Genomic DNA, 17,323 nt, shown 5'->3' with positions numbered 1-17,323 from the left:
TTCGTGAACTCAGGCGGTGGGCTCGAGGGCCTTGGCGGGCCCGATGTCCTCGGTGCGGGGCAGGTGGCGGCTGATGAAGTACTTGTAGATCGCGCCGCCGATGACCGCGCCGACGATCGGCGCGACGATCGGGACCCACCAGTACGGGTTGCCGTACTGGTCGCTCCACGCGGTGTCGTAGCCGGTCAGCCAGGACGCCAGGCGCGGGCCGAAGTCGCGGGCCGGGTTGATGGCGTAGCCGGCGTTGGTGCCCCAGGCCATGCCGATCGCGACGACCAGGAAGCCGACGACGACCGGGCCGAGGTTGGCCGCGGGCGCGGTGTTGCGCAGGTCGGTGATGGCGAAGATGACCAGCGCCAGGATCGCGGTGCCGATCACCTGGTCGCGGAAGGCGCCCCAGTCGCCGACCGGCAGTGTGCCGTTGCCCGGCAGGGTGGAGAACACGCCCTGGGTCTTGATGGTCAGGCCCGGGTCGACGGCGTTCAGGACCTCGGTGTAGTTCCAGCGCACCAGCAGCGCGGCGACGAACGCGCCCGCGGTCTGGGCCAGCGCGTAGGGTGCGACCTTGCGCCAGGAGAAGCCCTGGAACACGGCGAGCGCGACGGTGATCGCGGGGTTGAGGTGGGCGCCGCTGATCCGCGAGGCGACGTAGACGCCCAGCGTGACGCCGATGCCCCAGGCCCAGGCGATGCTGTCGTGGTCCCCGATGCCGGCGGCCGACACCTGGGCCACCACCCCGCATCCGAACAGGATGAGGATCATCGTCCCCACGAACTCGGCGGCGAGTTCGCCGGCGAGTCCGCGGGCCTTGAGGCTTCGCGTCATTGCTTCCTCCACAAAGGACCGGTTCCCCCATTGGTGACGCCGAAGCTATGACCGGCGGTGAGACCGCGGCAACGCGCGGTGGTCGGCATTGTCGAACACTCGGAAGTGCGGTTCGACATTGTCGAACGCGGTGCGGGCGGGTTAGGGTCCCCGCTGTGCCGGGTCCCATCCAGTCCATCGAGCGCGCCGCCGCGATCCTCCGGCTGCTGGCGCGTGGTTCCGGGCGCCTCGGCGTCGTGGAGATCGCCGAGTCGCTGGAGCTGGCCAAGGGCACCGCGCACGGCATCCTGCGCACCCTGGCCGGCGTCGGGTTCGTCGAGCAGGACCGCGACACCGGCAAGTACCAGCTCGGCGCCGCCCTGCTGCACCTGGGCAGCAGCTACCTCGACGTGAACGAGCTGCGGTCGCGGGCGATCAACTGGGCCGACGCGCTGGCCGCCCGCAGCGGCGAGGCGGTGCGGATCGGCGCGCCGCTGGAGGGCCGGGTGCTGGTGGTGCACCACGTGTTCCGCCCGGACGACAGCCCGCAGACCCTGGACGTCGGCGCGATGCTGCCGCTGCACGCCACCGCGCTGGGCAAGGTGCTGCTCGCCTACGACGCCGCGCTGCTGGCGTCCTGGCGCGCGGCCGGGCCGGAGGCCTACACCCGCCGGACCCTCCCGCCGTCCGCGGTCGCCCGCGCGCTGGCCGAGGTGCGCCGGGCCGGGTGGGCGGCCGAGCGCGGTGAGATGGTGCCGGGTGAGGCCGGGATCGCCGCGCCCATCCGCGGGCACGGTGGCATCGTGGTCGGCGCGATCGGCGTGTCCGGCGCCGAGGACCGGATCTGCGAGCCGAGCGGGCACCCGAAACCGCGGCTGCTGGAGCAGGTCCGCGACGCGGCCAGGGCGGTTTCGCGCGACCTCGTCGCGTCCCGGTGAGGAGGAGGTGATCCGGTGCAGCACTACGTGATGGCGGTCGACCAGGGCACCACGTCCACCCGGTGCATCCTGTTCGACGCCCGCGGGCGGCTGGTGTCCGTGGCGCAGCGCGAGCACCAGCAGCACTTCCCGCGCCCGGGCTGGGTCGAGCACGACGCGACCGAGATCTGGCGCAACCTCGGCCGGGTCGTGCCGCAGGCGCTGGCCGACGCCGGTATCGGCGCGGAGCAGGTCGCCGCGCTCGGGATCGCCAACCAGCGCGAAACGACCGTGCTGTGGGACCGGCACACCGGAGCCCCCGTCGGGCGCGCGATCGTGTGGCAGGACACCCGCACCGACGCCATGGTCGAGGCGCTGGCGCGCGAACCGGGCGCGGACCGCGTCCGGCGGCTGTGCGGGCTGCCGCTGGCGACGTACTTCTCGGCGCCGCGCATCCGCTGGCAGCTGGAGCACACGCCGGGCCTGCGTGAGCGGGCCGAGCGCGGCGACGTGCTGTTCGGCACGATCGAGAGCTGGCTGATCTGGAACCTCACCGGCGGGCCGGACGGCGGGGTGCACGTCACCGACGTCACCAACGCCTCGCGCACGATGCTGATGAACCTGCGCACGTTGTCCTGGGACGACGAGCTGCTGGAGTTCTTCGACGTGCCGCGGGCGATGCTGCCGGAGATCCGCTCGTCCACCGAGGTGTACGGCACGACGTCGCGGGTGGTGCCGGGGATCCGGATCGCCGCCGCGCTCGGTGACCAGCAGGCCGCGTTGTTCGGCCAGACCTGCTTCGCGCCCGGCGAGGCGAAGTGCACCTACGGCACCGGCAGTTTCCTCTTGCTCAACACCGGCACGACCCCGGTGCTGTCCACGCACGGCATGCTCACCACGGTCGGCTTCCGCATCGGTGACGAGCCCGCGGTGTACGCGCTGGAAGGCTCGATCGCCGTCACCGGCTCGCTGGTCCAGTGGTTCCGCGACGGGCTCGGCTGATCGGCAGCGCGCCGGAGATCGAGACGCTGGCCCGCACCGTCGAGGACAACGGCGGCTGCTACATCGTGCCGGCGTTCTCCGGGTTGTTCGCGCCGCACTGGCACAGCGAGGCGCGCGGGGTGATCGCCGGGCTGACCTCGTACATCACCAAGGGGCACCTGGCGCGGGCGGTGCTGGAGGCCACCGGCTGGCAGACGCGCGAGGTGGTCGAGGCGATGAACGCCGACTCCGGGATCGCGTTGTCCACGCTGCGCGTCGACGGCGGGATGACCGCGGACAACCTGCTGATGCAGTTCGTCGCGGACGTCCTGGACGTCCCGGTGGTGCGCCCGATGGTGGCGGAGACGGTGTCGCTGGGCGCGGCCTACGCGGCGGGTTTGTCGGTGGGGTACTGGCCGGACCTGGAGGGGCTGCGGCGCAACTGGCACCGGGCGGGCCAGTGGCTGCCGGAGATGGACCCGGCCCGCCGCGAGCGGGAGTACGCGCACTGGCGGCAGGCGGTGGAGCTGACGTTCGGCTGGACGCGCCCGTCCCCGGCGGCGACGCCCGGCACCGACGTGACGGAGCTGGTGCAGGCCGACCACCGGCGGATGGAGGAGCTGTTCCGCGAACTGCGCAACGACGAGGCCGACCGGGCCGCGCTGGCGGGTGAGCTGGTGTCGCTGCTGACCGCCCACGCCACGGCGGCTTCGCGCGTCCTGCGCGCCGTCGTGCCGGACTTCGCGGCGGACGCGCGGGCCGCGCTGGACCCCGGCCCGGAGGGGGAGAAAGCGTTGCTGCGCCTGGAAAGCGTCGTGGCCGAGCACATCCGCGCCGTCGAGCGCGGCCTGCTCAACGAGCTGCGGCGGACGGTCTCCCCGGCGGAGCGGATCGGGCTGGGCCGGGCGTTCGCGGCGGAACGCGCGCGTCGGCTGCGCTGAGCACCCGGCGATCCGCGGCGACGGCTGCGGACGAGAGCGTGACCGCACTGCACGGTCTCACGCTTCGCACTGTCGACCGCCTGCGCTCAGGTCTACCTGTGGGGCGCGGGCGACGTTTTGGGTGCGCTGTTCAGTCAGTGTCGCGGAGCTGGATCGGAGCGTGGCGTTCGCTCCGATCCAGCCCCGAGAAGGGCGCCGGCGACACGCCGCAGCGCGACCACGACGGCGGCGATCCACTGCCGGTTCGGTTGCCCGCCCGTCAGCGTCACCGACAGTTCGGTCGGTGGCCGCGGTTCGCCCTCCTGCCGTGGTGGTTGCCGGTCGCGTTGGCCGTCGGGCAACTCCAGTGTCCGTGCCCAGCCCGTCGGGAACGCGACCAAGGGCGTTCCGGCCGCCGCGCCGGAGCGGTCAGCGCGTCAGGTCCGCCACCGTCGGCGCGATCGTGCCGAACAGGTCGCCGATCGTGGTCAGGGCCGCGGTCTGCAGCGTGCCCGCCGCCACCGCGGTGCCGTCCGGGGCGGGCAGGGCCCGGGTCGCGGTGGCCTCGGCAACGATCGTCGGGCGGTAGCCGCGGTTGAAGGCGCCCTGGGCGGTGAACGTGACGCACATGTGGGTCATGAAACCGGCCAGCACCAGGTCCGTGCCGGAACCCAGTTCGCGCAGCACCTTCTCCAGCTCCGTCTCATGGAAGGCGTCCGGGAAGCGCTTGACCACCACGGGCTCACCGTCGGCGGGCGACACCTCGGGGCTGATCGCGCCGATCTCGGCCCGGATGTCGTACGGGCTGCCCGGGCCACCGTCGTTGACGACGTGCACCACCGGCGCGCCGGCAGTGCGGGCCGCGGCGAGGAGGCGGGCCCCCGCGGCGAGGGCGGGCTCTGCGCCCTCGAGGGTCAGCGCCCCGGTGCGGTAGGTGTTCTGGAAGTCGATCAGCACGACGGTGGTGTCGGCGAGCCGGGGCAGCTCGGCGCCGAGGCCGAGCACCTCCCGCAGGGTCGGGGAAACGGGCATGACGGAACTCCTTCTGGGCAGGGAAACGGCAGGCGCGGCGGGATTGCCGCGCCCGAAATCACAGGGTCAGACGGTGGTGCGGAACCGGCGCCGGTAGGCCGCCGGCGTGGTGCCGATCTGCTTGCGCATCGCCCGGTGCAGCGTCTCCACCGAGCCGAGCCCGCATGCCGCGGCGATCCGGTCCAGCGGCTCGTCGGTGCTCTCCAGGAGGCGGCGCGCGGCCTCGACCCGGGCGGCTTCGACGTAGGCGGCCGGCGTGCGGCCGGTCTCCTGCCGGAAGACGCGGGCGAAGTGCCGCTCGCTCAGGCACATCCGGGCCGCCAGCGCCGCGGTGGACAGGTCGCCGCCGAGGTGGTCGGCGATGAACATCCGCAGCTCGTCGATGTCCCGGCGCGCGGCGGGCGGCGAGCTCAGCGGGACCGAGAACTGGCTCTGCCCGCCCTGGCGCTTGAGGTACATGACCAGCTGCCGCGCCACGTCCAGGGCGACCTCCTCGCCCAGGTCCTCGGCCACCAGCGCCAGCGCGAGGTCCATGCAGGCGCTGATCCCGGCGCCGGTCCACACGTCCCCGCAGCGCACGAAGATCGGGTCGGGGTCCACCCGCACCGCCGGGTGGTCGGCGGCCAGCTGCGCGGCGGTCGACCAGTGGGTGGTGGCGGTCTTGCCGTCCAGCAGCCCGGCCGCGGCCAGCACGTGCGCTCCCACGCACACCGAGGCGACGCGGCGGGCCTGCGGCGCGGTCGCCTTCACCCAGGTCACCACGTCCTGGTCGATCCGGGCGACCGGCCCGTCCGGGCGCAGGTCGACCGCGCCGGGCACCAGGAGCGTGTCCAGCGCGCCGTCCACCTCGGCGAACGCGAGATCGGTCACCAGCCGCACCCCCGCCGACGTCGTGACGACGCCGCCGTCCGGTCCGGCGAGCTGGACGGCGTAGCCGGCCGCGCCCCGGGTCGTCCGGTTGGCCAGCGTGAACACCTCGGCCGGGCCGGTGACGTCGAGGAGGTCGACGTCGGGGAAGACCGCGATCACGACACGGCGGGTGGTTGCCATGCACCCATCGTGACCGGCGGCGGCCATGGCGGCAATGACGGTGTTCTGTCACATCCGGACACGCCTCACAATCGGAGGCGCTGTCTCGTCAAGAGGGGAGCACGAGACCGAGGGAGCCACCATGACCACCGATCCGGGCCTGAGCGCCGTCATCAGCGAGCGGCGTCAGCTGATCAACCTCGCGTACCGGCTGCTCGGCACCCTCGCCGACGCCGAGGACGTCGTGCAGGAGACCTACGCCCGGTGGTACTCCCTGTCCCGCGCCCAGCAGGAGGCGATCGAGTCCCCGGGCGCCTGGCTGACGACCGTGGCCAGCCGGATCTGCCTCGACCTGCTCGGCTCGGCCCGCGCCCGCCGCGAGCGGTACGTCGGCGAGTGGATCCCGGAGCCGCTGCCCGACCGCGAGTCCGCCGCCGACCCGGCCGACCGCGTCACGCTCGACGAGTCGGTCAGCATGGCCTTCCTCGTCGTGCTCGACGCGATGACCCCGGCCGAGCGGGTGGCGTTCGTGCTGCACGACGTGTTCCGCTACCCGTTCGCCGAGGTCGCCGAGATCGTCGGCCGCACACCCGGGGCGTGCCGTCAGCTCGCCACGTCGGCGCGGCGCCGCGTCCGCGACGCGCGGGTGCCCGCCGCCTCCGCCGAGCAGCGGGCGGAGGTCGTCCGGAACTTCAAGCGGGCGTGGGAAAACCGGGACATCCGGGCGCTGGTCGGGCTGCTCGACCCCGGCGCGACGGTGGTCGCCGACGGCGGCGGTCTCGTCAGCGCCGCGCCGCACCCGATCGAAGGCGCGGAGGAGATCGCCCGCTACATGGCCGCGCTCGTCGAGCAGGCCCCCGGTCTCGGCTTGGAGGAACGCCCGGTCAACGGCCAGCCCGGCCTGGTGGTCCGGCACGCCGGCCGCACCGAGGCGGTGCTGGCGTTCGAGGTCGACGGCGACCGCGTGACCCGCATCTGGGCGGTGCGCAACCCGGAGAAACTGCAGCCCTGGACCGATTCCTGACCCCTGCCCGGTTTGTCTAGGCTGGGGGCCGGACGACGGGGGTGTGCGATGAGCGTGCGCAGTGCGGAGTTCCACGAGATGGTGGACGCGCTGGCGGAGGTCGAGCGCGGCAAGGGCAGCGAGTACACGTCCTACAGCGTGCGCGGCAAGCGGTTCGGCTACTACTGGCCGCGGACGGAGACCGTGGGGCTCAAGCAGACCCTGATCGAGCAGCAGGCGCTGGTCGCGGAGCGGCCGGAGGTGTTCGAGGAGCAGTTCACCGCGGGCGGGTTCGGCTGGGTGGTGGTCCACCTGGCCGGCATCGACGCCGACGAGCTGGCCGAACTGGTCTACGAGGCGTGGCGGCTGTCCGCGCCGGAGGAGCTCATCGCCGCGCAGCCGTTGCCGCGCTAGCTGTCGTGACCTGACAGGTGTGGATGGTCGGTGAGCAGGGTGCGGTTGAAGCATTCGCCCCTGCCGTTCGGTCTGCGCAGGCAGGCGGGTGGGGCTGTGCCGCGGGCGGTCGGCCAACCGCATGATCAACTGCCGGGCCTACTGGTAGTGGATGCGTCGCAACACCCACTCCGCCCGGAGGCCCTCCCCACGATCAACCCAACACGCCGTCCACAACCTCACGAGTCACAACAGCTGGCGATCACCACGTCACCGGCGGCACGACCTCGCCGGTCGCGCGCCCGTCCGGGGTGAGCAGCCAGCCCATCCGCTTCGGGGTGCGCAGGTTGATCCCGTTGTCGCGCACGGTGAGCCACGGCAGCTTCTCCCCGATGAGGCGCTCCAGCCGCAGCAGGTCGGCCAGCGACCGGGTCCACACGGTGAAGGCGATGTTGCTGTCGCCGGTGGTGGACAGGCACATCCGCAGTTCCGGCAGCGTCGTGATCGCCTCGATGGTGCGCTGCTGGTCGGCCGGGGCGACGCTGGCCAGCCAGGTGCTGCTGATCGGCCAGCGCGACACCGATTGGGCGACCTCGCACCGGAACGACAGCAGCCCCGAGGCGAGCAGCCGGGCGAGTTGCCGCCGCACGGTCGCCGGGTTGCGGCCGGTCAGCGACGCCAGCTCGGCGGCCGTGCGCCGCCCGTCGTGGGCCAGCGCGGAGATCAACGGGCCCGCGTTCGGCGGCGCGGTCACGCCCGGCGCCGGGCGGGTCGCGCGGGCCGCGGCCTCGAACGCCAGCTCCTGCGACCGGTTCAGCGCGTCCAGCCGCCACGAGCTGCCGTCGCGGTGGGTGGCGCTGACGACGTGCGTGCGCTGCCGCTGCACGCCGGGCATCCGCGGCAGGTCGTCGAGCACGAACGTGGTGAGCCCGGCCAGATCGGGGGTGATCACGGTGAGCAGCAGGTCGCGGCCACGCGTCGACTCCTCGACGGTGACCGCTCGCGGATCCGTGCACACCGCCCGCAGCACCTCGTCCCGCGCGGCGGGCTGGCAGTCCACCTCGACCAGCGCCAGGACGACCCGCCGGTAGTCGCCGCCGGGGTGGGCCGTCACCCACGCCACCCCGGCCTCGCGCAGGCGGGCCCAGCGCGCCGCCACCGTCGCCGGGGTCGTGCCCAGGATCCTGGCCGCGTCCGCCCAGGTCACCCGCGGCGCGATCTGCAGTCCGTGGAGCAGCTCGAGGTCCCGCTCGTCCAGGTCCGGATGCACGAAAACCTCCCTGAGCCCGGAAACGGTGCGCGAATCATGCGATTTCGGCGGCCACAGGGTAGCCGCTGCGCAAACTCCTGGGAACAACGTGACCGCGAGGAGGGCGAGAACGGATGTCGGTGGTGGCGGACGCCAGGGCGATGGCGGAGGACCTCGTCCGGCTGCGGCGGGACCTGCACCGCGAGCCGGAGGTCGGCCTGCACCTGCCCCGCACGCAGGAGCGCGTGCTCGCGGCGCTGGACGGCCTGCCGCTGGAGATCACCACCGGCCGCAGCTCCACCGCGGTCACCGCCGTGCTGCGGGGCGCCCGCTCCGGCCGGGCGGTGCTGCTGCGCGCCGACATGGACGGGCTGCCCGTGCAGGAGGCCACCGGGCTGGCCTACGCCTCGCGCGCCGAGGGGACCATGCACGCCTGCGGGCACGACCTGCACACTGCGATGCTCGCCGGCGCGGCCCGGCTGCTGTCGGACCGCCGCGAGCATCTGGACGGGGACGTGGTGTTCATGTTCCAGCCGGGGGAGGAGGGCTGGGAGGGCGCCCGGGCGATGATCGACGAAGGCGTGCTCGACGCGGCAGGCCCGCGTGTGGAGGCCGCATACGGGCTGCACGTGTTCTCCACGTTCGAGCGCGGGTTCACCAGCAGGCCCGGCCCGATGATGGCCGCCTCCGCGTCGTTCGCGGTCACCGTGCACGGCCGCGGCGGGCACGGCTCGGCCCCGCACCTGGCGCGCGACCCGGTGCCGGTCGCCGCCGAGATGATCACCGCGCTGCAGACGATGGTCACCCGCCGGTTCGACGTGTTCGACCCCGTGGTGCTCACCGTCGGGGTGGTGCGGGCGGGATCGCGCAGCAACATCATCCCGGAGACCGCCCGGTTCGAGGCCACCGTCCGGACTTTCTCCCGCGACGCCGGGCAGCGTGTGCGGGACGCCGCGGTCCGGCTGGTCCGGGGCATCGCGCAGGCCCACGACGTCGAGGCCGACGCCGAGTACCTGGAAGCCCGCCCCGCGACAGTCAACGACGACGGCGAGACCGCGTTCGCCCGCGACGTGGTGCGCGAGACGTTCGGCGACGACGGCTACGCGACCATGCCCAACCCCATCGCCGGCGCCGAGGACTTCTCCCGCGTCCTCGCCGAGGTGCCCGGCTGCTTCCTCGCCCTCGGCGCGCTGCCCGCCGGCGCCGACCCGCGCCGGGCGGCGTTCAACCACAGCCCCCACGCCGTGTTCGACGACTCCGTGCTCGCCGACGGCGCGGCCCTGTTCACCGAGCTGGCACGGCGCCGGCTCGCGTCCGAAGGAGACCGACCATGACCGAGACCGCGCAGCGCGGCACCCGGGCCCCGGCCACGAGCCGCACCACCACGCTCGTCGGCACCGGGCTCGGGCACGCGCTCGAGTGGTACGACTGGGGCATCTACGCGATCTTCGTGCCGTTCTTCGCCACGCAGTTCTTCGACCGCGGCAACCAGTTCTCCGCGGTGCTGTCCAGCCTTGCCGTGTTCGCCGTCGGGTTCGTCGCGCGGCCGCTGGGCGGGCTGCTGTTCGGCTGGTTCGCCGACCGCGCCGGGCGGCGGACCGCGATGACGGTCACGGTCGCGACCATCGCGGGCGCCAGCTTCGTCATCGGCATCGCCCCCACCTACGCCGCCGTCGGCGCGTGGGCGTCGCTGATCCTGCTGCTCGCCCGCGTGGTGCAGGGCCTGGCGTGCGGCGGGGAACTGCCGTCCGCGCAGACCTACCTGTCCGAAATGGCGCCCGCGGCGCAGCGCGGGCGCTGGTCCAGCCTGATCTACATCGCCAGCGTCTTCGGCAACACCGTCGGCGTCGTGCTCGGGCTCGTCCTCACGGTCGTGCTGACGCCGGAGCAGATGCAGTCCTTCGGCTGGCGCATCCCGTTCCTGCTCGGCGGCGTCTTCGGGCTGGTGGCCGTCTACATGCGACGGAACCTGACCGAGAGCGAGACCTTCACCGCGTCGCGGCGGCGGGAGAAGGTCCGGCTCTGGCCGGCGATCGTGGAGCACCGCAGGCAGGCGCTGCAGGTGATCGGGCTGTCCATCGGGTTCACCGTCGTCTACTACTCGTGGGTGATCGCCGCCCCGGCGTACGCGATCAGCTCCCTGCACATCGGGTCGACCGCCGCGCTGTGGGCCGGGGTCGGGTCGGCGGTGATCCTCATGGTCACCATGCCGTTCTGGGGCATGCTGTCCGACCGGATCGGGCGGAAACCGGTGCTGCTGATCTCCACCCTCGGGTGCGCGGCGCTGCTGTTCCCGGTTCAGTTCATCGTGCGCACCAGCGCGTGGCAGCTGTTCCTGGGCATGAGCCTGGCGGCGGTGTTCATCTCCGCCGGGGTGTCGATCCTGCCCGCGGTGTACGCGGAGATGTTCCCGACCGCGATCCGCGCGCTGGGGCTCGCCGTGCCGTACTCGATCGCCGTCGCGGCCTTCGGCGGGACCGCGCCGTATCTTCAGGCGTGGGTGGGCGCCGAGTTCGGCCGCTCCGCCTTCACCGGATACCTCGTCCTGCTGATGCTGGTGTCCAGTGCCGCCATCGCCACCCTGCCCGAGACCCGAGCCAAGGAACTGAGCTGAACCATGTCCCTGCTGGACGCCCTGACCGACGGCCACCGCATCGCCGATCTCTCGCAGCCGCTGGAGAACGGCATGCCGTCCTCGCCGACGCACCCGCCGTTCCGGTTCGCGCTCGCCCAGCGGCACGGTGACGTCGTCCGCGAGGACGGCCTGACCGGGTCGCACGAGCTGATCACCATGGGCGGGCACGTCGGCACCCACATGGACGCGGTCAGCCACGTCGCGGCCGACGGTGTCCTGCACGGCGGGGTGCCGGTGGCGCAGGCGCTGGAGCGGGGACGCTACCGGGTCGGCGGCATCGAGGCGGTGCCGCCGATCCTGTGCCGCGGGGTGCTGTTGGACATCCCGCGGCTGCGGGGCGTGCCGCGGCTCGGGCCGGGGGAGGCCGTCACGGCGGAGGACCTCGCGGCGACCGGCCTGGAAGTGCGCGCTGGGGACGTCGCGCTCGTCCGCACCGGGTGGGCGCAGCTGTGGGACCGGCCCGCGGATTATCTCGGCGGCGAGGGTGGCGTGCCGGGGCTGGACGCGAGCGGCGCGCGGTGGCTGGCCCAGCGCGGGGTGCGCGCTGTCGGCGGCGACACGATCGCGCTGGAGCAGATCAGCCCGGAGGCGGGGCTGGGGCGGTTGCCGGTGCACCGGATCCTGTTGCAGGAGAACGGGATCAACATCATCGAGGTGATGAACCTGGAGGAGCTGGCGGCGGCGGGACCAGCGGAGTTCCTGTTCGTGTGCGCGCCGCTGCCGGTCGTCGGGGCGACTGGCGCGCCCGTGCGGCCGCTGGCAGTGTGGTGACGCGTGACCGGTCAGAGGGAACGGATGCTCGCGGGGGAGCTGTACCGCGCGGACGACCCGGAGCTGCAGGCCGCGCTGCGGCGGGCGGCGGAGCTGCAGCGGCGGTTCAACGACGGCGGGGACCCGGCGGTGCTGCGTGAGCTGCTGGGGTCGCTGGGGGAGGACGCCGAGGTGCGGCCGCCGCTGTACGTCGACTACGGCTCGCACATCGGCATCGGGCCGCGCGCGTTCCTCAACTACGGCGCGGTGCTGCTGGACGTCGCCCCGATCACGATCGGCGCGGACGCCCAGATCGGCCCCGGCGTGCAGCTGCTGACCCCCACCCACCCGCTCGACGCGCGGCTGCGGCGGGAGAAGTGGGAGGCCGCGGAGCCGATCACCCTGCACGCCAACGTGTGGCTCGGCGGTGGCGTGATCGTGTGCCCCGGCGTGACGATCGGGGAGAACACCGTGGTGGGTGCGGGGTCGGTGGTGACGCGCGATCTGCCGCCGGACGTGGTGGCGGTCGGCAACCCGGCGCGCGTGGTGAAGAAACTCTGAATTCCCTCCCCGTCCTGTCGATCCGGCGCGTGGTGGCTCGACGTACCGGTAAGGACGAGGAGAAAGGACGAGAGCGATGACCACCACGACGCTGCTGACCCGGATCGCACTGGACGACGCGCTCGTCGCCGAGGACCACGCCGAGGAGTGCGGGTTCCTGGACCCGCTGGACCGGATCACCTGCCCGGTGCACCGCCGCTGGATCCACCAGTGCTGCCACAGCGACCTGCACGTCAGCCAGGTCAGCGGGCACCGGTGGTGCCGCCCGTGCAAACGGGCGCTGGAGGTGGCGGTCGACGAGGTGCTCGGCACGGTCGCCCTGAGGTGCCCCAAGTGCGCCCGCGGAAGCCACACCCGCGCCGACGCGCAACTGATCACCGCCTGCGAAGCGAGCCTCGCCGCGGCATCCCGCACCGTGCGGCGCGCCGCCTGAAAATTCTTGGTCACCTCTGCCCGCCGTGCGTCACTTACTGGTGGAGCCGAGGGAGGACGACATGAGCAGACGGACCGGCAGGACGCGCGGACGGGCAGGCAGGCGATCCCGGCCGGCTCCGACGTGACGGGCGGGCCGGACGATGTCGCCGAGCGCGCCATGACGCTCCGCAAGCTCTACTACGCCGACCTCGCCGGGTACGCGGTCAAGCTCGGGTGCCCGGTCTCCGAGGCGCGCACGATCGCCGAGGACGCGGTGACCGAACTCGTCCTAGGCGAGCACCGGGGGACAGTGGGGCCGATCGAGAAGGAGCGGGCCTGGCTGTTCGCGACCGTGCGCAACATGGCGCTCGCCGCGCGGCGCAAAGCCCGCTGGAACGCCGACGCGGACGCCCACCTGATCGCCGACCGGACGCGGCAGCGCACCTGGGCTTCGCCGGAGGCTCACCTGGAAACCGTGGAGACCCTGCGCGCGCTCCGCTCCCTGCCCGGCAGCCATCGCGACGCGGTGGTGCTCGCCGCGGAGGGGTTCTCCCTCCGGGAGATCGCCGATGCCCTCGGGGTTTCGGTGCCCGCGGCCAAGAAGCGCGTCTCGCGGGGGCGGCGGGCGCTGCGGGACCTTCTCGATCCACCCGGCGGGAGGCACAGCGATGATTGACGACGACGTCCTGACCACCCGGCTGACCGCCGCGGGCGCGCACCTCGACCGCCTCTTCACGGCCGATCTCGACGATCCGGCGCGGGTCCGGGCGTTCCGGGCGCGGGTGGCGCGCGAGGTCGCCGGCGACGGGCTCGCCGCCGCCGTGGCCGGGGATCCCGTCGCGGTCGAACGGCTTCTCGCGGAGATCCGGCCGCTGGTCGTCCGGTACTGCCGGGCCCGCGTCGGCAGGCACGGGTCCTTCGCCGCCGCCGACGACGTCGCCCAGGAGGTGTGCCTCGCGGTGCTCACCGCCCTGCCCGGCTACCGCGACCAGGGCCGGCCGTTCCTCGCGTTCGTCTACGGCATCGCCCAGCACAAGGTCGCCGACGCCCACCGCGCGGCGGGACGGAACCGGGCGGAACCCGTCGCGGAGGTGCCGGACCAGGCCGACGGCGACACCGGCCCCGAGGCGCGCCTGCTGCACCGCGAACTGAACGACCGCCTGTCGCGCTTGCTGCGGATGCTGCCGGACAAGCAGCGGGAAATCGTGGTGCTGCGGGTGGCCGCCGGGTTGTCCGCGGAGGAGACGGCCGAGCTGGTCGGGTCGACGCCGGGCGCCGTGCGCGTCGCGCAGCACCGGGCGCTCGCGAGCCTGCGCAAGGCCCTCGCCGCGAGCGAGGTCTAGCGTGCCCACTCCGGCACCCACACGTCCCCGCCGGCGGTGGCCCGGTGGCGGCTGCGCAGGTAGTCGAGGAACCTCGCCAGCACCGGGTGGGCGTTGTCGGCCCGCCAGATCACCGAGTGCGGGTACACCGGCGTCGGACCGACGACCGGGATCCGGCGCAGGTCGTAGCTCTCCGGCCACAGGTACCGCGAGCCCTCGCCGACGAAGGTCGCCAGCCGGGCCGAGTCGGCGATCTCCGCGAGCAGCGCCTCCACCCCGAAGCTCGGCCCGATCGTGTCGATGGTGAGCCCGAACGCGGCCGCGAGGTCCTCGTAGTAGCCCTTCGCCTCGGTGTCGGCGAGGCCGGGCATCCAGATCGGGTGCCCGGCGAGCTCGGTGAGCGTCACCGCGGCCGCGCCGGCCAGCGGGTGCCGCGGACCGACCAGCACCTGGTGCCGGTCGTCGATCACCCGTGCCGCCCGCAGCCCGGCAGGCACCTTCCCCGCGGTCGCCCGCAGCGACCGGAAGGTGGCGTCGAGCGTGCCCGCCGCGACCTCGGCCAGCGCCGACGCCGCGTCCACGGTCAGGGTGACCACGTCCAGTTCGATGCCGGGATGCTGCCGGTAGAAGTCGTGCAGGATGCCGGCGGCCGCGACCCGCCGGTTCAGCACGTCGATCCGCAGCGCCCGCCGCCCCGGTGTGACCGCCGTCAGCGCGCGCTCGGCCGCGCGGAGCAGTTCGCGGGCGTGCGGCAGGAACGCCTGTCCGTCCACGGTGAGCCGCACACCGCCGGCCGTGCGCACGAACAGCCGCACGCCGAGCTGCCGCTCCAGGCCGGCCACCCGTTTCGACGCCGCCTGCTGCGTGACGCCCAGCTCGTCCGCGGCCGCCTGGAACCGGCCCGCCGCGGCGACCGCGGCGAAGGTCCGCACCGCCTCGAGATCCACGGCGCCGAACCTACTGCCACAACCAGCGGTTGTGCCGCCGCGTCGAAGCGGTTGTTGACAAAAGGCAGGTATTTACCTGCATAATGGTCGGCGTGAGCGCGGAAGCGATGGACGCGGTGTTCAAGGCGCTGGCCGACCCGACCCGGCGGCTGGTGCTCGACCGCCTGCGGGAGCAGAACGGGCAGACCCTGAGCCAGGTGTGCGAGCCGCTGGGGATGGCCCGTCAGTCGGCGACCCAGCACCTCGACGTCCTGGTGCGTGCCAACCTCGTGACCGTGGTGCGCCGCGGCCGGGAACGCCTGCACTACCTCAACCCCGGGCCCATTCACGAGATCGAGCAGCGCTGGATCGCCGAGTTCGACAAACCCCGGCTGCGTGCGCTCGCGGCCATCAAAGACCAGGCAGAGGAGTACGCCATGACCGTCCCGGACTACGTCTACGTCACCTACATCCGCGCGAGCGCCGACCAGGTGTGGCGGGCGCTCACCGACGCGGACCTGACCGCCCGCTACTGGGGGCACGCCAACATCTCCGACTGGCAGCCAGGTTCGGTGTGGGAGCACCGCCGCGTGGACGGGTCGGGCGCCGTGGACGTGGTGGGCAAGGTGCTCGAGTCCGAGCCGCCGACCCGTCTGGTGATCACGTTCGAGGATTCGCTGGGCGAGTCGCGGGACCCGTCGGTGGTCACCTTCCTCGTCGAGCCGCACGAGCAGATCGTGCGCCTCACCGTGACCCACGAGAGGCTGCCCAACGTGGAGATGCGCAACGGCATCTCCAGCGGCTGGCCCGCGGTGCTGGCGAACCTGAAGTCGCTGCTGGAGACCGGGGACGTGCTGCCGCAGGCGCCGTGGGAGATGTCGGAGGCACACGCCTGACCCGGCCGCGCTGAGCGGTTGCCCGCTCTGTGGGACGGCTACCGCGAATCCGCCGGAATCCTCCATGATCCGAGGGACTTCCACGGCTCAGGGGGTGGTGACGGTGGCCCGGATCCTCCGCGCGTTCGGTCGCGCGCTCGGCAGCATCGGCCACGCGATGGTGCCGGCCGGCGCGCCCTACGACGTCGGTTTCGCGTTGCCCCGTCCGGACTATCCGCCGCTGGGCCATCCGGCCGACCGTCTCGCCGTGCCGCTTTCGGCGCGGGAACGGGAAGCGTTCCACGTGCTGGCCGCGGACCTCGCGCTGTGAACGTGCGACGGCGAACCGTGCTCGGCGTGGCGGGAGTCGCCGCCGCCGGTCCGTTGTGGACAGCAGCGACCGTGGCGGCCGACACTCCCATCGTGAAACCCCTGCCGCCGGAGGACTTCACCGTGCTCGGCACGAACGCCGAGATGCGGTGGGACTCGCCGCACCCGGTCGGGGACATCGTGCCGGTGTCCCGGTTCTTCGTGCGCAACCACACCGCCACCCCGCTGCTCGACGCGCGGACCTGGCGCCTGGAGATCACCGGCGACGGGCTCCGGGGCGGGCCGGTCACCGTCACCTACGACGACCTGCTGCGCCTGCCGTCGGAGACGATCACCGCGGCCATCGAGTGCGCGGGCAACGGGCGCGGCTTCTTCACCTCGCAGCAGGGGCAGACCGTGTCCGGCACCGCGTGGCGGCTCGGCGCGATCGGGGTGGCGCGCTGGCGGGGCGTGCCGCTGGCGACGCTGCTGCACCGGGCCGGGCCTCGCTCGCGACGCCGTCGACGTGCTGCCCGAAGGTCTCGACGCCGACTACGTCACCGGCGGCGTAAACCTGGGCCGGGTGCGGCGCCCGCTGCCGGTGGGCAAGGCGCTCGACGACGTCCTGGTCGCCTACGAGATGAACGGCGAACCGCTGCCGCCGGACCACGGCTTCCCGGCGCGGCTGGTGGTGCCGGGCTGGATCGGCATCGCGTCCATCAAGTGGCTCGGCCGCATCCAGGTGTCCCGCACTCCGCTGGATTCGCCGTGGGACACGCAGTACTACCGGCTGACCGGCCCGGACTACCCGCCGGAAGGGGTGCTGGTGACGCGGCAGAACACCAAGAGCGTGTTCGAACTGCCGTGGCGGGCGACCCTCGCCGCGGGCCGGGAGCACGTGCTGCGTGGCCGGTCCTGGTCCGGCACCGGCGGCATCCGCCGGGTCGACGTGAGCACGGACGACGGCCGCACGTGGCGGCGCGCCGAGTTCGTCGGCAGCGGCGGCGGGTGGCAGCGGTGGACGCTGCGGTGGCGGCCGGGCCTGGGCGAGCACACGCTGCGGGCGCGCGCGGTGGACCGGCACGGCGTGGCCCAGCCGGACATCGAGCCGTACAACACGCAGGGCTACCTGTTCGGCGCGGTGGTGCGCCACCCGGTGGTTGTGGGCTGACGTGGCGGGCCGGGTGCGGGTGGCGGCAGCTT

At 73.3% G+C, this 17,323-nt stretch carries 18 protein-coding genes and 2 pseudogenes; 15 read left to right on the top strand and 5 right to left on the bottom strand.

All coding sequences use genetic code 11. The annotated features are described in order from the left end of the window. Window positions 1-9: 9 nt before the first annotated feature. Window positions 10-825: an MIP/aquaporin family protein gene (locus AMY39116_RS0337935; RefSeq protein WP_020422810.1), complete on the bottom strand. Its 816-nt coding sequence runs from the start codon at window positions 823-825 to the stop codon at window positions 10-12. 155 nt (window positions 826-980) lie between these two features. On the opposite strand from AMY39116_RS0337935, the gene AMY39116_RS0337930 reads away from it, so the two are divergent. Both AMY39116_RS0337930 and glpK read left to right on the top strand, forming a co-directional pair. Further along, window positions 981-1,742, top strand: a complete 762-nt coding sequence (locus AMY39116_RS0337930; protein WP_020422809.1) for an IclR family transcriptional regulator — start codon at window positions 981-983, stop codon at window positions 1,740-1,742. A gap of 30 nt (window positions 1,743-1,772) precedes the next feature. Further along, window positions 1,773-3,643, top strand: a pseudogene (gene glpK / locus AMY39116_RS44245) (glycerol kinase GlpK). A 408-nt stretch (window positions 3,644-4,051) separates the two neighbouring features. On the opposite strand, the gene AMY39116_RS0337920 reads toward glpK, so the two are convergent. Both AMY39116_RS0337920 and AMY39116_RS0337915 read right to left on the bottom strand, forming a co-directional pair. Beyond that, window positions 4,052-4,654 (bottom strand): isochorismatase family protein, encoded by a 603-nt coding sequence (locus AMY39116_RS0337920; RefSeq protein ID WP_020422808.1) that lies wholly within the window; start codon window positions 4,652-4,654, stop codon window positions 4,052-4,054. Between the two features lie 66 nt (window positions 4,655-4,720). Further along, window positions 4,721-5,704, bottom strand: coding sequence for a GlxA family transcriptional regulator (locus tag AMY39116_RS0337915; protein WP_027936584.1), 984 nt, complete (start codon window positions 5,702-5,704; stop codon window positions 4,721-4,723). 121 nt (window positions 5,705-5,825) lie between these two features. Here AMY39116_RS0337915 and sigJ point away from each other — a divergent pair, with 121 nt between their 5' ends. Together sigJ and AMY39116_RS0337905 are read left to right on the top strand one after the other, a co-directional pair. After that, window positions 5,826-6,707 (top strand): RNA polymerase sigma factor SigJ, encoded by an 882-nt coding sequence (gene sigJ / locus AMY39116_RS0337910; protein WP_020422806.1) that lies wholly within the window; start codon window positions 5,826-5,828, stop codon window positions 6,705-6,707. Between the two features lie 48 nt (window positions 6,708-6,755). Then, entirely contained in the window at window positions 6,756-7,100 is a 345-nt protein-coding gene (locus AMY39116_RS0337905) for an MmcQ/YjbR family DNA-binding protein (RefSeq protein WP_020422805.1), read from the top strand. Between the two features lie 241 nt (window positions 7,101-7,341). On the opposite strand, the gene AMY39116_RS0337900 is transcribed toward AMY39116_RS0337905, so the two are convergent. Next, window positions 7,342-8,349 (bottom strand): Lrp/AsnC family transcriptional regulator, encoded by a 1,008-nt coding sequence (locus AMY39116_RS0337900; RefSeq protein WP_020422804.1) that lies wholly within the window; start codon window positions 8,347-8,349, stop codon window positions 7,342-7,344. A 113-nt stretch (window positions 8,350-8,462) separates the two neighbouring features. Between AMY39116_RS0337900 and AMY39116_RS0337895 the strand changes: the two genes are divergently transcribed. The 7 genes from AMY39116_RS0337895 to shbA all read left to right on the top strand — a co-directional run bounded on the left by AMY39116_RS0337895 (window position 8,463) and on the right by shbA (window position 14,031). Then, window positions 8,463-9,662, top strand: a complete 1,200-nt coding sequence (locus tag AMY39116_RS0337895; RefSeq protein ID WP_020422803.1) for a M20 family metallopeptidase — start codon at window positions 8,463-8,465, stop codon at window positions 9,660-9,662. Next, on the top strand, window positions 9,659-10,942 hold the full coding sequence (locus tag AMY39116_RS0337890) for an MFS transporter (RefSeq protein ID WP_020422802.1): 1,284 nt from the start codon (window positions 9,659-9,661) through the stop codon (window positions 10,940-10,942). The genes AMY39116_RS0337895 and AMY39116_RS0337890 overlap by 4 nt, the downstream gene beginning before the upstream one ends. A 3-nt stretch (window positions 10,943-10,945) precedes the next feature. Next, window positions 10,946-11,734, top strand: coding sequence for a cyclase family protein (locus AMY39116_RS47730; protein WP_020422801.1), 789 nt, complete (start codon window positions 10,946-10,948; stop codon window positions 11,732-11,734). A gap of 3 nt (window positions 11,735-11,737) precedes the next feature. Further along, entirely contained in the window at window positions 11,738-12,274 is a 537-nt protein-coding gene (locus AMY39116_RS0337880; RefSeq protein ID WP_304413093.1) for a sugar O-acetyltransferase, read from the top strand. A gap of 76 nt (window positions 12,275-12,350) precedes the next feature. After that, window positions 12,351-12,707 carry a hypothetical protein gene (locus tag AMY39116_RS0337875; protein WP_020422799.1) on the top strand — a complete coding sequence of 119 codons (357 nt, stop codon included), beginning with the start codon at window positions 12,351-12,353 and terminating at the stop codon, window positions 12,705-12,707. A gap of 159 nt (window positions 12,708-12,866) precedes the next feature. After that, window positions 12,867-13,364: an RNA polymerase sigma factor gene (locus AMY39116_RS0337870; protein ID WP_235716302.1), complete on the top strand. Its 498-nt coding sequence runs from the start codon at window positions 12,867-12,869 to the stop codon at window positions 13,362-13,364. Continuing rightward, window positions 13,357-14,031 carry an RNA polymerase sigma factor ShbA gene (shbA, locus tag AMY39116_RS0337865; RefSeq protein WP_020422797.1) on the top strand — a complete coding sequence of 225 codons (675 nt, stop codon included), beginning with the start codon at window positions 13,357-13,359 and terminating at the stop codon, window positions 14,029-14,031. Before AMY39116_RS0337870 ends, shbA begins: the two co-directional genes overlap by 8 nt. Here the strand turns inward: shbA and AMY39116_RS0337860 are convergent. Beyond that, on the bottom strand, window positions 14,028-14,957 hold the full coding sequence (locus AMY39116_RS0337860) for a LysR family transcriptional regulator (protein ID WP_020422796.1): 930 nt from the start codon (window positions 14,955-14,957) through the stop codon (window positions 14,028-14,030). The two genes, shbA and AMY39116_RS0337860, sit on opposite strands and share 4 nt — an antisense overlap. 83 nt (window positions 14,958-15,040) lie before the next feature. On the opposite strand from AMY39116_RS0337860, the gene AMY39116_RS0337855 reads away from it, so the two are divergent. The 4 genes and pseudogenes from AMY39116_RS0337855 to AMY39116_RS47715 all read left to right on the top strand — a co-directional run bounded on the left by AMY39116_RS0337855 (window position 15,041) and on the right by AMY39116_RS47715 (window position 17,291). Next, entirely contained in the window at window positions 15,041-15,832 is a 792-nt protein-coding gene (locus AMY39116_RS0337855; protein ID WP_020422795.1) for a metalloregulator ArsR/SmtB family transcription factor, read from the top strand. 103 nt (window positions 15,833-15,935) lie between these two features. Next, entirely contained in the window at window positions 15,936-16,142 is a 207-nt protein-coding gene (locus AMY39116_RS0337850; RefSeq protein ID WP_235716301.1) for a hypothetical protein, read from the top strand. Window positions 16,143-16,285: 143 nt separating this feature from the next. Further along, window positions 16,286-16,576 (top strand): annotated as a pseudogene (locus AMY39116_RS47720) (molybdopterin-dependent oxidoreductase); the annotation flags it as partial. A gap of 70 nt (window positions 16,577-16,646) precedes the next feature. Next, on the top strand, window positions 16,647-17,291 hold the full coding sequence (locus AMY39116_RS47715; protein ID WP_020422793.1) for a molybdopterin-dependent oxidoreductase: 645 nt from the start codon (window positions 16,647-16,649) through the stop codon (window positions 17,289-17,291). Window positions 17,292-17,323: the final 32 nt, after the last annotated feature.

The organism is Amycolatopsis sp. ATCC 39116 (assembly GCF_000231075.2).
GTDB classification, from domain to species: Bacteria; Actinomycetota; Actinomycetes; order Mycobacteriales; family Pseudonocardiaceae; genus Amycolatopsis_E; species Amycolatopsis_E tucumanensis.
The sequence above is the reverse complement of the archived record's forward strand: the minus strand, read 5'-3'. Positions and strand labels throughout refer to the sequence as shown.